Below are 14288 nucleotides of genomic sequence, written 5' to 3'. Positions count from 1 at the left end.
CTCCGGGGAGTGGAACCGCCCCGGAGACGGTGGGAAGGTGTTCCGCTCAGCGAGTCCTTCGCGGTCGCCGGGACCGTGCCGTCACACGGATGTCGGCGCGCAGGTGCGGGGCGTTCGGGACCGTACGCGCCCGGGACAGCGGCCCTTGGGCGGCGAGGCGGAGGACTTCGGCCGGTTGGGCTCCGGACGCCAACCGGAGTCCGACCCTGACCCGGAAATCCTTCGTGGGTCCGCGCAGGCTCACCCGGGCCGTCTCGACGCCAGGCAGGGCGCCGAGGTCGGCGGCGATGGCGCGGGCCAGACCCCGGCGGCGGACTCGCAGCCCTGGGGAGCCCAGGGAGAGAGCCGAAGGACCGGTGGACCGCAGCTGGGCCACGCCCCACCACAAGGCCCCTGCCATCAGGACCGCAAGTGGGGCGGCAACCGCGGCCGTTCCCGGTTCGTACCGCTCGATCAACTCCCCGGGCCGGACGGGAGGTGTCCAGGACAGCGTTCCCCGGCGGGCCTGCCCGGTCAGAGCGACCCATCCTCCCGCCAGGACGGACACGCCGCCCACCACAGCCAGCGAGAGCCGGTTCACCTTCTGCCGCAGAGCGCTCATGACGCGACCTCCTTGTCGGCCGGTGGACTCCATCGCTTGTCCGGGACCGCTTTGACGGAGAGCCTGGGCATGCGAGCGAGACCGAGACCGCGCGCCGCGACGGCAGCGCTCGACTCGGCCGCTCGCCGCACACCGTCCGTTGCTCCGTATCCGACCAGCACGCGGACCCTGACCCGCCGGCGGCCTGCGCGGACCCGCACCCCGCTCACTCCGTCGACGGTCATCACGGCGTCCCGCAGCAGGAGCCCGACCGCCGAGCGGTCGATGGTGGCGCGGGTGTGCGCTTCGGGTGGGGCCATGGGAAGCCGTCTGCGCAGTCCGGGCGTGACCGCGAGCACCACCAGGACCGCGCCGAACAGGGCCACGGCCGCCCCCGCCGCGATCCACCGCGCATCGGTGAGGGGTACGTCGCGCAGTGGTTCGGGGCGCGTGAGCCCGTCACGCGCGATCCCGGCCAGGGCCACCCCGGCGGCCGTTGCCACGGCGAGTGCCACCGAAGCGGCGGGGAGCCGTCGGCTGGACCACGGCCGGCGCGCCCTCAGCGGCTTTCCTCCCTCGTGGGAGTCGCCGGAGTTCGCGGACGGGCCGTGCCCACCCGGATCGTCACCTGCCGTGCGGGCTCTCACCACCAGCGCGGGAGCGGCCGAGAAGCCTCCGATCGCGACATCGGCCCGCGTGACGTCCAGACCCGACAGAGCCGTCGCGCGGTCGGCGACATGACGCTGAACGCGCTCGCCCTGCTCCACCAGGTCGGCCGGGTAGGCGAGTTCGAGTTCGACGCCGACACGGGCCTTCTGCCGGCCGAGTCGTACGACGGATGCCTCCCGCACGGTCCCGGCACCCGCCAGGACCTCCACGGCGGCCTGCTGCACGATCCGGCGGACCGCCCGGTCCGCGATCGTGACGGAGCCGCGTTCGGCAGATCGCACCGGGTCGCCCGGCGGCCGGTCGTTCATCGCCGCTCCCTGTTCCACCGCGCGAGGAGATCCCTCGGGTCCACACCGTCGTCCACCAGGCGCCCGGCCGCACAGCCGAGCGCTCCCAACGCCCCGACCAGCAGGAAGGCTCCGAATCCGCCGAACCACGCGGCGAATCCCAACGCCATGCCAACAGCCAGTCCCGCCAGGGATCTACTCATCACGCACCTCACTCAGGGGTCGGCAGCCGGTCACCTGCGACTTCCGTCGCCGGTCCGCTACTCGACCCGGGCCTCGCCGCTCTGCTGCTCAGGAGCGTCTTCCGGCAGGTGCACATCGTTCACCGCGACGTTGACCTCGACGACTTCCAGGCCCGTCGTGCGCTCGACGGCCGCGATGACGTTCTCGCGGACATCGCGGGCGACGTCGGTGATCGGCACGCCGTACTCGACGACCAGATCGATGTCGATGGCCGTCTGCCGCTCGCCGACCTCGACCTTGACGCCCCGGCCGACGTTCGAGCGACCGCCGGGGACGCGATCGCGCACCGCGCCGATGGTCCGCGAAAGGCCGCCGCCCATGTCGTGGACGCCCGGGATCTCCCGCGTCGCCATTCCGGCGATCTTCACCACCACCAGGTCCGCGATGGACGTCTTGCCGCGGCTGTCCGCCGGCTCGGCGACACCGCTGCTGCCCACGCTGAGCGTGGTGGAGTTCTCACGGCCGTTCCTCTTGGCCGTCGCCTCACCGGTACCTGCCTCGTTGACCACAGTTGTCTGTGCCATGGAGCTCTCCTTGTCCGTCTTCGATACGCGTACCCGAGTCGCTGGTTGGACACGGGCAGCCGGTATTCGTCACGCGGCCATCGAGAAGTTTCTTGCGGTGGCGCACGCACACGTCGGGTGCGTGATGTTCTCCCCGCAGCCGTGTCCAAGGCGCAGCGAACGGATCGCGCCCGCAGCCGTGTACATGGCGCGGACGTACGGAGCAGCAGGACGTGAGGACAGTGAATTGAAGGGAGCAGCCGAGTGCCAGGGCTGAGGGACGAGCCGCCCGGGCTCACGCGCGAGAGGGCCTTGCCGGACGACGCCTTGCTCGCCGTGCGGGCCGGCGAGGGCGACGAGGTTGCCTTCGAGGCCCTGGTCCGCAGGCACGGGCCGAACCTGCTGGGCCTGGCGACCCGGATGCTGGGGGACCGTGCCGAGGCCGAGGACGCCGTGCAGGACGCCTTCGTCAGCGCGTGGCGGCAGTTGCCGGAGTTCCGTGGCGACGCCGCGTTCCGCACGTGGATGTACAGGATCGTCACCAACCGTTGTCTGAACCGGCTCCGTTCCCGGCGTCCGACGACCGATCTCGATACGGTGCCGGAGCTCGCCGCTCCCCCGCGCGAGGGTTCGCCCGCCCGCGCGGCCGAGACGCACGCCGCGCTCGCGGACCTCACCTCGGCCCTGGCCGCGCTCTCGCCCGAGCAGCGCGCATGCTGGGTACTGCGGGAGCTGCACCTGCTCTCGTACGACGAGATCGCGGAGGCCGTCGGCATCAGTACGACGGCGGTGCGCGGCAGGATCTTCCGGGCACGGCGCTACCTGACGGAGGCGATGAGCGAATGGCGTTGAACGCGAACCCACAGCCCGTCGGCGGCGCGGGCGACGATGACGAGCTGCTGCCCTGCGGACGGTCCCTGGAGAGCGTCTGGGCCGGTCTCGCCGACGACTTTCAGAGCGGTACGGAGGAAGAGGCTTCGCACCGTGCCACCTGCCCGCATTGCTCGGCGGCGCTGACGGATCTGCGGGCCCTCGACGCACTGGTGCGGACGGCACGCGACGTCGACCCGCCTGCCGGAGCCGACGCTCTGACGGCGCGTGTCATGGATGTCGTGCGGCTGGAACTGCGGCCGGGGCGCACCCTTCCGCTGGGCGGGGAGCCCGAGGACACGGGCTGGATCTTCGAATCGGCCGCGGCGCGCGAACTGCGGGCAGCCGCCGACGGCCTGCCCGGAATCCGCACCGGGAGCTGCCGGATCCTGCCCCTGGACGCGGACCGCGGCAGGTCAGGCGACGGGCGGGGCCCGATGCGTGTACGCGTGGAAGTGGCGTGCACCTTGGGGGCGCTGTCCACGGCCGCCGACGCGGTGCGCGACGCGCTGTTCGCCGCGGCCGACCGAGCGCTGGGCATGGACATCAGGGAGATCGACGTGCGGGTCGTCGATGTACTCGACGAGGACGACGACACGGTCACGGACACAGGTCCCGGCGGGAACGCCGGGACGGACCACGGGCCGGAAGGGAGCGCGGGATGACGCAGCAGGACATCCGGACCGAGCTGGAACGTTCGGCTGCCGCAGCCGCTCGCACCACGCCGGGAGTCGCCTTCCTGCGACCGAGCCTGACGGGGCTGCTGCGCACAGTGGCCCAACGTACCGAGGCGCGCCCCGAAGGGGTCCGGGCGGTCCGGAACCCCGCGGACGGCATCTGGAGCATCGAGCTCAGGCTGACGGTTCGACGGGGGTACCGGGCGCTGGATGTCACGCGCGCGGTACGCCTCGCGGTCGAGGAGGCAACTCGACCGGTCATCGAGGGCAGGGACGGTTCGGGGGACGGCAGGCTACGGGCAACGGTGATCGTGACCGGGGTCGTCTGACGCCCGGTACTGTCCGCCCGCCGAACGGGTGAGATTCGGGCCCACCGCATGACGGCGGACCGGAACGATGGTCATACCGCACATGAAAAGCTCTCTCGCTGCTCCGCCGTCCCCACGCAGCCGGCGCCCCGCCCCCGTTCTGCCAGCTCTTCCCGCCCCGTCGACGCGCCTGAGCCTGCGCCAGACCTGGGGGCTGACGCGCCCCCAGGTCGCGGAAGCCTTCGGGGTGACCACTGCGACCGTGGGCGCCTGGGAGTCGGGGCGCACCTCCCCGCGGGGAGCGCGTCGCAGGGCCTACGCCGTGTTCCTGACCGGCCTGGCCGCCTCGACACCCCCAGCACCTTGCCCGGCACGCGACACCAAAGGCCCTGATGCCCCTTCACCGCTTGTGCCGCTGCCACCCCTTCCACCCCTCGTGATCCGAACGCCGCATGGCGGCGCGCCGGTACGACCCCGCCGGCCCGACCCGGTATCGAAGCTCCGCCGCCGCCGGTGGCGCACAGCGGCCGTGGCTTCGGGCTGCTGGTCCCTGATCCTCCATCTCCTGCTCACCGCCCCCGTCGTGGGCTGACGGCGGACTGCCTTCACAGGCCGTCCTTGTCATGCCAGTGGTTCTGCCAGCGCGCGTCGATCGGGTCCGCGGCGGCCTGGTAGCGGATGTCGGTGGACAGACGGAACCGGCCGTCGGGGTCGTGGTTGTCGAGGGAGGCGTGAATGATGTGCGGGCTGTGGACCATGAGGTCGCCCGCGGCGAAGTCGGTGACGAGCCAGCGTGAGTCGTACTCCTCCGCCAGGGCGGGCAGGTCGGCGGTCATCGACACGGCGGGGCGCCGCAGACGCCCGGCGGCCTCGTCGGCCAGGACGCGGTGGTGGCTGCCCTGAAGGTAGATGAGCGGCCCCCGGGCCACCGGGCAGTCGCCCAGGGGAATCCAGGAGGACAGGATCCGGTCGGTGCCCTCGCGCAGGTATACGAGGTCGTAGTGGGCCTGGGTGGCGGTGCCGACGCCGGATTCACCGGGGCCGATATGGCGGATGATCTTGCGTCGGTGCAGGTGGAGCTCCTCGGTCCCGAAGAACCGCTGGTGGAAGGCGACCAGCGCGGGGTTCCGGCACAGGGCCTCGTACTGCGGCCCGGGGACGATCCGCTGGAAGAGAAGGGACCGGAGACGGCCGCGGTCCAGATCTCCGGCAGCCCCGGCAAGGCCCTCACCCGGGTCGGAACCCGGGCGGATCAGTCCGCTGTCCGCCAGGGTGGCGAAGTAGTGGCGGCGAAATCCCTCGATCACCGCGCGGTCGAAGAATCCCGGCAGGTAGAGACAGCCGTCGCGGGCGAGACGTTCCCGCAGGAGCCCCGGATCACGGAGTTCGGCGTCGGGGACGGGCTCCAGCCTGCCGACCCTGCGGTGGTCCAGGCGGTAGCCGTTGGAAGTGAGGGTTAGACGTTCAGCGTTCATGGTTCCATGCTCTCGGCCCGCCCTGACGAGGGACCATGTACTGATTCCGCAGAAACTTGGACGATTGTCGACGGGGACGACTGTCGACTGGAGGGTGCACGTGGAGTCCGTGGCGCATTACCGCACACCGCCGGAGGGCGTGCAGGCGCTTGGAATCGCCGTGACCGGGGCAGGACGCATCCTCGGCCAGGACACTTCGCGGGTGGACCGGGTGCTGAGCTGTCACGCCGGAGTACTGGTGACGCGGGGTTCGGGCTCCCTGGAACTCGACGGGTATCCAGGACGGCATGAGGTGCGGGCCGGATCGTTCTTCTGGCTGCCCCCCGGCGTCCGTCATTCCTACGGCCCTTCGGCGAACGGCTGGGACGAGCACTGGGTCCTGTTCGAGGGGCCCGCAGCGACGGCGTACGCGAAGCTCGGCTATCTGGGGGCGGCCGTCCCGGTCGTCGAGCCCGCCGAAGCCGTCGAGGCCCACGCCTTGTGCGTACGGTTGCTGGACCTGCTGTCCCTTCCGGAGTCGCTCGACCGCCATGCGACAGCCGCCGGCTCCCTGCACGCGCTGATCGCCGCGGTCGGGACCGGCCGCAGGAAGCCCGCCGAACCGGGGCACACGCAACGGGATCTCGGCAGGCGCGCCGTGCGGCTGCTCGACGACACGGAGGGCCCTGTCCGCATCAGCGCGATAGCCAGGGAGCTGTCGGTCTCCCGCGACACCCTCGCCGCCGCGGTCCGCCGGATGACCGGCTCGACACCCACGGTCTATGTGATGCGGAGCAGGATCGATCGCGCGAAGACCCTCCTGGCCGACACCGACCGCCCCGTCTCCCTCATCGCCCGGGACGTCGGCTACCCCGACCCCGCCTACTTCACCCGGGTCTTCACCCGGCATGTGGGCGTCGCGCCCTCGGTCTTTCGCGGGCAGCGGAAGCCCTGACGGCCAGCCGCCGAGCATCACATCCCTTCGAACGACGACATTCGCAAGGCCAGTGGAGCAGTAGATTCGATGGGCAAAGTGGCACCCAAGAGTGCGAAACCATGGCTTGAAGCCTGAGATGCCTTGACTTAAATCAATCTCGGTCGCCGGTCTTCCGCTTTCCTTCGGAACCGTGTCAGCATGCACCCAGCGCGAACCGCGGCCAAAGTGAGGTCAAGTGATGTCACTTCGCCGTCAGGGTTACGGCCACATCGTGTGATCGCGCCGAACGTCCACGGTCCGAGGAAGCCCCCCACTCGACAGGTCTCTCGTAATCCCCACGATATCGAGGAGTGAAATGATCAAGCTTGGCAAGGTAACGCTCACATTCTGCGCCGGAGCATTGCTGGTTCCCGTCGTGCTCGCCAATTCCGCGGAAGCAGAGCCGGAAACAGAGAAACTCCGGGTCAATTACGAGAGCGGAACCCTGAACTCGGGAGTGGAAGGCCTTTCCACTTCGAAGGCGACAGCGCCGGACGCTTCCGGCATGGTGCAGCCCGGGCACGCGGGCTCGTACGCGGTTCAGCACAAGGTGACGCTCGGCGATCCGGCGTACGAGTCCAACGGCGCACCGCGCAGCGAGAGCGCCACGGACCTGCTCGAATCCGGGCGCTTCGACGTGGGTGACGAGCAGCGCTACGAGTTCAGCGTCCTGCTGAAGGACTGGCAGACGTACCAGCCGGGTGACAGCGCCTCGGGCGACATCATCTTCCAGGGCAAGTACGGGGGTGGCAACGTCCCGGCGTTCTACCTCATGACGAAGCGCAACGAGGTGGCGTTCAGGTCGCCGCATCTGAACCAGCAGACGGCCGTTGTCGCGGATTTCCGCCCCCTCGTCAACCAGTGGATGAATTTCCGCGTGGATGCCCGCTGGACCACCGACGAGACCGGCTACTTCAAGGTCTCCGTAAAACTTCCGGGGCAGTCCGGCTACAAGCCGGTTGTCTCGTACAACAACGTGCGCACCTATCAGCCGGTGAATCCGGCCGACCACGGCTACATCAAGTGGGGCCTCTACCGTCCCTCGCAGTCGATCGCGAACGGTGACGTACCCACGCGGATCGTCCAGCACGACGACATCCGCGTTCTCGACCTGTCCTGACCTCCTCACGCCCTGACGTCCCGACCTGAAACCGCAGACTCAATACCTCGTGGAGTACACAGATGAACGACTCAACTTTCCTGAGCAGGCGCCGAGTGCTCCAGGCCGGCGGCGCGCTCGGGCTGGCGACGGCCGCCGGATCCATGCTTGCCGGACAGCGCAGCGCCGCCGCGGGTGAGCTGTCCACGACGGTGACCGATCTGGGGCCGGGTCTGGTCCAGTTCTCGCTGATGAGCGGGTTGCGGGTCGGCGACACCGTCTACATCGGGTCACGCAACATGCAGCCCTCCAGCGTGATCGCGTTCCATCTGCCGAGCCGGAAGGTGGTGGCGTCCACCCAGCTCGACGCAGCGCCCGAGCCTTCGATCCAGGCGCTCGCGGTGGACCCCACCGGTCAGCACCTCTATATCGGCGTCCTGCTCAAGGGTGACCAGGGCAAGCCGAATCTCTACCGGTGGGACTTGAATACGCCGGACAAGCCTGCCGTGGGCATCGGCAGGACCGAGGACCGCGACATCCGCAAGCTGGCGGTCGCCCCCGACGGGACTGTGTACGCCGTTGGCGGCATACCGGGGAAGGCGCCCGCCCTGTGGCAGTACGACCCGGCCACCGGTGCTGTCACCAACCTCGGCGTCCCCGACCCGAAGGCGACCCTTTCCCGGGCGCTCGCGGCCACGGAGACGACGGTCTTCTTCGGGGCGGGCAGCATCCTCTCCGGCGGGAGCACCGCGAGCAAGGCGTCTCTGTTCGCCTATGACCGACAGGCCCGCACGTTCACCTCGGTCGTGCCCAAGGAGCTGGAGAAGGACACCGAGATCCGGGAACTCGCCGTCGTGGGGGGCCACCTGGTCGCCGGAACCTCGGGCGGAGTCGCTCCCGCGAACCTGGCCGTGATGGACCTCAAGGACCTCTCCTCGTACACCGTGGCGCCCACACAGGGGAAGGTCGTCAAGACGTTCGCCGCCGACGACAAGCGGTTCTACTTCGCGTCCACGTCGGGGGTGAGCGCCTACTCGAAGGCGGACAGGACGATCTCCCCCGTGGAGTTCACGGGACCGGACCTCGGTGAGATCTGGGGCCTGGACCACGTCGACGGGAAGCTGGCGGTCGTCTCGGGCTACGGCTTCGTCGCCGAGATCGATGTGTCGGCCAGGACGTCGGTGGTCACCGATCTGCAAGAGGCGGGCGCGAAGGCCAGCCCGCAGGCGGGCATGGGCGTCGCCGCCGGCCGCGGGTACGTCTATCTCGGCGGCAACGGCGCCATCTCCCGGCGCAACCTGCGGACCGGCGAGGTCGTGAATCTGCGGGCGCCCGGTGAGGCCAAGGACGCCGAAGTGATCGAAGGCGTCCTGTACACCGGCCAGTACAGCTCGCAGGGCATCTGGCGGTACGACCCTTCCGGGCGGCAGCAGCCGCATCAGGCCGCGAACTTCCCAAGCGAGCAGAACAGGCCGCTGGACACCACGTGGGACCCGCTCAACGAGCTGCTCCTCGTCGGCGTGCAGTCCGACACCGAGGGCGGCGGCGCCCTGTGGACGTACTCCCCCGGCACCGGAAAGTCGGCCTCGTACGTCAATCCGATCGACGACGTCCAGCTCGTCCGGGCGGTGGCCAACCGGGACGGCATCGCCTACCTGGGCGGCGACAACACCTCCAGGACGGGACCGCGCGCCACGGTCGTCGCCGTCGATCCGGTCACCGGCACCGAGCACTGGCGCGTCGACACGCAGCAGACGGCGGGTGTGGCGGCCCTGGCGGTGCAGGGCAAGAACCTCTACGGGCTCACCGTCAAGGGCAGGTCGTTCGTCATCGATCTGAGGACCCGGAAGGTGGTGCACACCGCTGACGTGAGCGGCGTCAGCAAGTCCTTCGCCGCCCTGGTCACCAACCGTGGTGTGGTCTACGGCGTGTCGGACACCACGCTCTTCCGCTTCGACCCCAAGACGTTCGCCGTCAGCACCGTCGTCGCGGACATCAACGGCGCCTGGTACAGCGGCCCGCATCTCAACGTCCACGAGGGCCTGATCTACACGCTGCGCGGCCACAACCTCGTCGCGGTCGACGACCGGCCTTCGCAGTGACCTGCGGATGTCTGTGAAATCCGCCGGTCCAGGCCAATGTTGACCTTTGATTGATATCTTTCGGTTGTCGAGTGAAAGAGTACGACTCACTCACTCGCTATCGAGAGGGGACTGAAGGTGTTGGCTGACGAGCGGCGGGAAGCGATCCTGCGTGCTGTGGAGCGGCAGGGTTCGATCACGGTCAAGGATCTGGCGGCGGAGATGGGCGTCTCCGCCGTCACCTTGCGCCAGGACGTACGGGAGCTGGCCGGCCGGGGACTGCTGACCCGCGTGCACGGCGGCGCCAGGGCCCTGGCCCCTGCCGAACCCGCCCCGGCCGATGCCTCTGCCCCCGCGGTGCAGCCTGCCACGGAGCAGTACGCCATCGGTCTTGTGGTGCCTCCGGGCGGTTACTACTACGCGGAGGTGATCCGCGGTGTGCAGAACGCGGCCCGCTCGCGCGGCGTACGTGTCGTACTCGCCGTCTCCGGCGAGTCCCTGTCGGAGAACCAGGAGCAGGTCCGCCAGCTCATGGCGGGCGGCATCGACAGCCTGCTGTTGATGCTGCACCCGGGTCTGCGCCCGGTGGACGAGGCCGAGGAGTGGCTCAGCAGCCTTGAGGTACCGGCTGTCCTGGTGGAGCGCCGGGCGGGGATACGGGCCGGGCGGCTGGAACAGGTGGCCTCCGACCACGCCTACGGAGCGGCGCTGGCGGTACGTCACCTTGCCGGGCTCGGGCACGACAAGGTGGCCCTGGTCGCCAGGGCCGAGAGCCCCAACACGGCTCTCCTCAGCGTCGGATACGCCCACGCCGTGGAAGCCATGGGGCTGACGCCCGGGCCGGAGTACCGCATCACCACCAGTGGTGACGCGGCTCCGGCCGACGCGCGTTTCGAGGAAGTCGTACGGGCCGTGGAAGCCGGTGAGTTCCGGGCAGCGCTCGTGCACAACGACATCGATGCCATCGCGCTCGTCGGCATCCTGCGCGCACGGGGCGTACGCGTCCCGGAGGATCTGGCCCTGGTCACCTACGACGACGAGGTCGCCGAGCTCAGCGAGGTCCCTCTCACCGCGGTGGCTCCCCCCAAGCAGGCTGTGGGGGCGTGGGCCCTCGACCTGGCGGTACGCCGGCTTTCCGACCCGTCCACGCCGCTGGCCGAGATCCTGCTCCGCCCGGAACTGCGGGTGCGTGCGTCCTGTGGCGCCGACCGCCGAGGCAACGCTTAACCATGTGATGCCATATGGCTTCGTTTCCAAAAAAACGAAAGTGAATGCATTGACTAGCTGTCGTACGTAACGAATGATTGCGGTGACACCCAAGCGAACGATCGGTGGCACATCATGTTTCGTAGACGACTGACAGCGCTCGTCTGCTCCGTCGCGGCACTCGGCCTTCTCGCCACAGCGTGTGGCGGCTCGGACAGTGGGGGTTCCGCGGCGGAGAAGAAGACCGGGGAAGTCACCTTCTGGTCCTTCGTCAAGGGCTCCGACGAGGTGGCGAAGGCCTTCAACAAGACCCACCCGGGCATCAAGGTGACCTTCGAGTCGGTGCCCTCGGGCCAGGAGTACTACTCCAAGCTCACGAACGCCGTGAAGGCCGGGACCGTACCGGACGTCGCGGTGGTCGAGTATCCCCAGCTGCCGGAGTTCGCCACGCAGGGCAAACTGGAGGACCTGGGCGACAGGCTCGGCCCGCTGGTCGACGACCACTTCCCGGAGTCCACACAGCAGTTGGTCGAGCTGGGCGGCCAGACGTGGGGTGTTCCCCGCGATGCCGCGCCGCTGATGCTGTACTACCGCGACGACTTCTTCAAGACGAACAAGATCGACGTCCCGAAGACGTGGGACGAGTACCGGAACATGACCGGGCAGGTGAAGAAGGCCGACCCGAAGGCCCGCGGCGGCGTCCTGTACACGGACAACCCGGGACTGCTGACGGCCCTTGCCTGGCAGGCCGGGGGCAAGTGGTTCGGCACGGAGAAGGACGCCTGGAAGGTATCGCTCGACGACGCTCCTTCCCGGAAGGTGGCCGACTACTGGGGCGACCTGGCCAAGCAGGACCTCGTCCACTCGCTGAGCTCGCTCGACCCGTTCTGGACGAGCGTCCAGCAGAGCCGGACCGTCGCCTACGTCTGTGCGAGCTGGTGTGCGGGAGCCCAGCAGGCGACCGTGGCCGACCAGGCGGGCAAGTGGTCGGTGGCCCCTGTCCCGACGTGGGGCGGCAAGCCGGCCTCCGCCATGTACGGCGGCTCGTCCTTCGTCATCCCGAAGGGCGCCAAGAACAGCGGCGCCGCGGCGGAGTTCATCAAGTGGATCACCACTGACCCCGAGGGCATGAAGGCCTGGGTCTCCTCCGGTACGAGCAGCATGTTCCCCGCCGACCCGAAGCTCGTTCCGGTCACCAAGGCCGCTTTCTCCACCGACTACTTCGGCGGTCAGGACGTGTACGGCGTGGGCAGCGAGTCCTACGACGCGATCGTGCCCGGCTGGACGTGGGGCCCCGTCATGGGAACGACGAACACGGCGATCGTCGACCAGCTTCCGAAGGTCGCCGAGGGCAAGGTGAAGCTCGTCGACGTCCTCACCGGTGCGCAGAAGGCCACCGTCGAGGATATGGAGCGGCGCGGGATGAAGCTCGCCCCGTAGTACGCGAATCCCCGGTGAGCCGATGCCCGCCCCTGCCCCGCACCGCCCCGTCCGTGCCGCCGGGCAGGGCCGGTATCGGGCTCATCCCCCGCACCTTCCCGCTCTGATCGAGAAAGGCCCGGTATGACAAGCCCGTCAGCCCGCGCCCAGCGCCGTACCGCCGCGCTGCTCCTGGCACCGTTCTTCGTCCTCTTCGCCGCCGTCACCCTCGCCCCGCTGTTCTACGCGGGCTGGATGAGTCTGTTCACCACCCGCACCTCCGGCCTCGGCTTCGGCGGCACCGAAGAGGTATTCGCCGGACTGGACAACTACGTACGCGCGTTGTCGGACTCGGCGTTCCGTGGCGGCTTCGTCACCATCGCCGCGTACGTCGCGGTGTACATCCCGGTGATGATCGGCGGCGCGCTCGCGCTCGCCCTGCTGCTGGACTCGGCACTGGCCAAGGCACGGACCTTCTTCCAGCTGGCCCTGTTCCTCCCGCACGCGGTGCCCGGGCTGATCGCGGCGCTCATCTGGGTCTACCTGTACACGCCCGGGCTGAGCCCGGTGATCGACTTCCTCAACTCCGGTGGCCTCGACATCAACTTCCTGTCGGCGGACAACGCGGTGTTCTCGGCGGCGAACATCGCCGTCTGGGAGTGGATCGGCTACAACATGGTCATCTTCTACGCGGCGCTCCAGGCGGTGCCGGGAGAGACCCTGGACGCGGCGAAGATCGACGGTGCGGGGGGAATCCGTACCGCCCTGTCGATCAAGGTGCCGATGATCCGCCCGGCCATCGCTCTGGCCGTGCTGTTCACCGTGATCGGATCGGTCCAGCTCTTCACGGAGCCGAAGGTCATCTACAGCGCCTCCAGTGCGATCGGCAGCAGCTGGACGCCCAACATGTTCGTCCAGACCGCCGCCTTCACGCACAACGACTTCGGACTGGCGGCAGCCGCCTCGCTGCTCATCGCAGTGTTCGCCGCTGCGCTGTCCTTCGTCGTCACCCGATTTTCGCGCAGCAGGAGCAAGCCGTGACGAAGCACACGACACGCAACAGACGTCCCTCGGTCCTGCTGTCCAAGGCCGGCGTGACCGCGATGCTGGGTCTCGCCGCCCTCTACACACTTCTGCCGATGCTCTGGCTGGTCCTGTCGTCCACCAAGAGCCGCCAGGACCTCTTCGCCACGAACGGCTTCGCACCGGGCAAGGACTTCGCGCTCTTCGACAACCTCGGGTATCTCTTCGAGATCGACAACGGCATCTTCCTGCGCTGGATGTTCAACACCATCCTGTACGCCGGTGTCGGCGCGCTGCTGGCCACGGTCTTCAGCGTGGCCGCCGGGTTCGCGTTCGACAAACTGGCCTTCCCCGGCAAGGAGAAGCTGTTCTCCCTCGTCCTGCTGGGTGTGATGGTGCCCGGCACGGCCATGGCGATACCGCTGTACCTGATCGCCGCCAAGGCCGGTCTGGTCAACACCTTCTGGGGCGTCTTCATACCCGGCCTCGTGTTCCCGTTCGGGGTGTATCTGGCGCGCGTCTTCAGCGCGTCCTACGTCCCGAACGAGGTCCTGGAGGCCGCCCGGATGGACGGGGCGAGCGAGTTCAAGGCCTTCTGCCGTATCGCTCTGCCCATGCTCGCTCCCGGCTTCGTGACCATCTTCCTCTTCCAGTTCACCCAGATCTGGAACAGCTTCTTCCTGCCCCTGGTGATGCTGTCCGACGAGGACCTCTTCCCGGTCAACCTCGGGTTGTACGTCTGGTACTCCTCCGCGCTCTCCCAGGGCCACCCGGAGGACTATCTGCTGGCCATCGTCGGATCGCTGGTGTCCGTGGTTCCCCTGGTCATCCTCTTCCTGATGCTCCAGCGGTTCTGGAAGTCCGGCATGACAGCCGGCGCCGTCAAGTAGGCC

Annotated in this window: 15 protein-coding genes; 10 read left to right on the top strand and 5 right to left on the bottom strand. The window is 68.9% G+C overall.

The features are described from left to right. Positions 1–46: 46 nt before the first annotated feature. The 4 genes from ACWGO0_RS23350 to ACWGO0_RS23335 are packed head-to-tail and all read right to left on the bottom strand — an operon-like array spanning position 47 to position 2303. Positions 47–601 carry a hypothetical protein gene (locus ACWGO0_RS23350; protein ID WP_453538202.1) on the bottom strand — a complete coding sequence of 185 codons (555 nt, stop codon included), beginning with the start codon at positions 599–601 and terminating at the stop codon, positions 47–49. Next, positions 598–1557 (bottom strand): DUF6286 domain-containing protein, encoded by a 960-nt coding sequence (locus ACWGO0_RS23345; RefSeq protein WP_453538200.1) that lies wholly within the window; start codon positions 1555–1557, stop codon positions 598–600. Before ACWGO0_RS23345 ends, ACWGO0_RS23350 begins: the two co-directional genes overlap by 4 nt. Then, entirely contained in the window at positions 1554–1739 is a 186-nt protein-coding gene (locus ACWGO0_RS23340) for a hypothetical protein (RefSeq protein ID WP_453538197.1), read from the bottom strand. The genes ACWGO0_RS23345 and ACWGO0_RS23340 overlap by 4 nt, the downstream gene beginning before the upstream one ends. Before the next feature lie 57 nt (positions 1740–1796). Then, the gene (locus ACWGO0_RS23335) at positions 1797–2303 is read right to left on the bottom strand and encodes an Asp23/Gls24 family envelope stress response protein (protein ID WP_453538194.1); all 507 of its coding nucleotides are present in this window, start codon (positions 2301–2303) and stop codon (positions 1797–1799) included. Positions 2304–2546: 243 nt separating this feature from the next. Here ACWGO0_RS23335 and ACWGO0_RS23330 point away from each other — a divergent pair, with 243 nt between their 5' ends. Genes ACWGO0_RS23330 through ACWGO0_RS23320 form a run of 3 tightly spaced genes read left to right on the top strand, consistent with a single transcriptional unit; the run spans position 2547 to position 4158 of the window. After that, positions 2547–3134, top strand: coding sequence for an RNA polymerase sigma factor (locus tag ACWGO0_RS23330; protein WP_453538191.1), 588 nt, complete (start codon positions 2547–2549; stop codon positions 3132–3134). Beyond that, positions 3125–3817, top strand: coding sequence for a hypothetical protein (locus tag ACWGO0_RS23325; RefSeq protein WP_453538188.1), 693 nt, complete (start codon positions 3125–3127; stop codon positions 3815–3817). The genes ACWGO0_RS23330 and ACWGO0_RS23325 overlap by 10 nt, the downstream gene beginning before the upstream one ends. Beyond that, positions 3814–4158, top strand: a complete 345-nt coding sequence (locus ACWGO0_RS23320; RefSeq protein WP_453538185.1) for an Asp23/Gls24 family envelope stress response protein — start codon at positions 3814–3816, stop codon at positions 4156–4158. The genes ACWGO0_RS23325 and ACWGO0_RS23320 overlap by 4 nt, the downstream gene beginning before the upstream one ends. 584 nt (positions 4159–4742) lie before the next feature. Here the strand turns inward: ACWGO0_RS23320 and ACWGO0_RS23315 are convergent. Continuing rightward, the gene (locus tag ACWGO0_RS23315) at positions 4743–5612 is read right to left on the bottom strand and encodes a phytanoyl-CoA dioxygenase family protein (protein WP_453538182.1); all 870 of its coding nucleotides are present in this window, start codon (positions 5610–5612) and stop codon (positions 4743–4745) included. Between the two features lie 100 nt (positions 5613–5712). On the opposite strand from ACWGO0_RS23315, the gene ACWGO0_RS23310 reads away from it, so the two are divergent. The 7 genes from ACWGO0_RS23310 (at position 5713) to ACWGO0_RS23280 (ending at position 14285) form a co-directional block, all read left to right on the top strand. After that, entirely contained in the window at positions 5713–6546 is an 834-nt protein-coding gene (locus tag ACWGO0_RS23310) for a helix-turn-helix domain-containing protein (RefSeq protein ID WP_453538179.1), read from the top strand. 526 nt (positions 6547–7072) lie between these two features. After that, positions 7073–7687, top strand: coding sequence for a heparin lyase I family protein (locus ACWGO0_RS23305; protein WP_453538176.1), 615 nt, complete (start codon positions 7073–7075; stop codon positions 7685–7687). Between the two features lie 62 nt (positions 7688–7749). Continuing rightward, positions 7750–9768, top strand: a complete 2019-nt coding sequence (locus ACWGO0_RS23300; protein WP_453538173.1) for a hypothetical protein — start codon at positions 7750–7752, stop codon at positions 9766–9768. A gap of 117 nt (positions 9769–9885) precedes the next feature. Beyond that, positions 9886–10974, top strand: coding sequence for a substrate-binding domain-containing protein (locus ACWGO0_RS23295; protein WP_453538170.1), 1089 nt, complete (start codon positions 9886–9888; stop codon positions 10972–10974). Positions 10975–11088: 114 nt separating this feature from the next. Next, positions 11089–12393 (top strand): ABC transporter substrate-binding protein, encoded by a 1305-nt coding sequence (locus ACWGO0_RS23290; RefSeq protein ID WP_453538167.1) that lies wholly within the window; start codon positions 11089–11091, stop codon positions 12391–12393. A 123-nt stretch (positions 12394–12516) separates the two neighbouring features. Next, positions 12517–13413, top strand: a complete 897-nt coding sequence (locus tag ACWGO0_RS23285) for a carbohydrate ABC transporter permease (protein WP_453538163.1) — start codon at positions 12517–12519, stop codon at positions 13411–13413. Between the two features lie 62 nt (positions 13414–13475). Continuing rightward, complete coding sequence (locus ACWGO0_RS23280) at positions 13476–14285, top strand: carbohydrate ABC transporter permease (RefSeq protein ID WP_453538287.1); 810 nt, start codon at positions 13476–13478, stop codon at positions 14283–14285. Positions 14286–14288 lie beyond the last annotated feature (3 nt).

The organism is Streptomyces sp. NPDC055749 (genome assembly GCF_053617235.1).
This window is presented reverse-complemented; position numbering and strand designations above follow the sequence as displayed.

What these genes read in the sequence shown, in the direction of transcription:
- ACWGO0_RS23350 (WP_453538202.1), bottom strand. Translation starts at nt 601, where the DNA reads ATGAGCGCTCTGCGGCAGAAGGTGAACCGGCTCTCGCTGGCTGTGGTG.
- ACWGO0_RS23345 (WP_453538200.1), bottom strand. Translation starts at nt 1,557, where the DNA reads ATGAACGACCGGCCGCCGGGCGACCCGGTGCGATCTGCCGAACGCGGC.
- ACWGO0_RS23340 (WP_453538197.1), bottom strand. Translation starts at nt 1,739, where the DNA reads ATGAGTAGATCCCTGGCGGGACTGGCTGTTGGCATGGCGTTGGGATTC.
- ACWGO0_RS23335 (WP_453538194.1), bottom strand. Translation starts at nt 2,303, where the DNA reads ATGGCACAGACAACTGTGGTCAACGAGGCAGGTACCGGTGAGGCGACG.
- ACWGO0_RS23325 (WP_453538188.1), top strand. Translation starts at nt 3,125, where the DNA reads ATGGCGTTGAACGCGAACCCACAGCCCGTCGGCGGCGCGGGCGACGAT.
- ACWGO0_RS23320 (WP_453538185.1), top strand. Translation starts at nt 3,814, where the DNA reads ATGACGCAGCAGGACATCCGGACCGAGCTGGAACGTTCGGCTGCCGCA.
- ACWGO0_RS23315 (WP_453538182.1), bottom strand. Translation starts at nt 5,612, where the DNA reads ATGAACGCTGAACGTCTAACCCTCACTTCCAACGGCTACCGCCTGGAC.
- ACWGO0_RS23305 (WP_453538176.1), top strand. Translation starts at nt 7,073, where the DNA reads ATGGTGCAGCCCGGGCACGCGGGCTCGTACGCGGTTCAGCACAAGGTG.
- ACWGO0_RS23300 (WP_453538173.1), top strand. Translation starts at nt 7,750, where the DNA reads ATGAACGACTCAACTTTCCTGAGCAGGCGCCGAGTGCTCCAGGCCGGC.
- ACWGO0_RS23290 (WP_453538167.1), top strand. Translation starts at nt 11,089, where the DNA reads ATGTTTCGTAGACGACTGACAGCGCTCGTCTGCTCCGTCGCGGCACTC.
- ACWGO0_RS23285 (WP_453538163.1), top strand. Translation starts at nt 12,517, where the DNA reads ATGACAAGCCCGTCAGCCCGCGCCCAGCGCCGTACCGCCGCGCTGCTC.
- ACWGO0_RS23280 (WP_453538287.1), top strand. Translation starts at nt 13,476, where the DNA reads ATGCTGGGTCTCGCCGCCCTCTACACACTTCTGCCGATGCTCTGGCTG.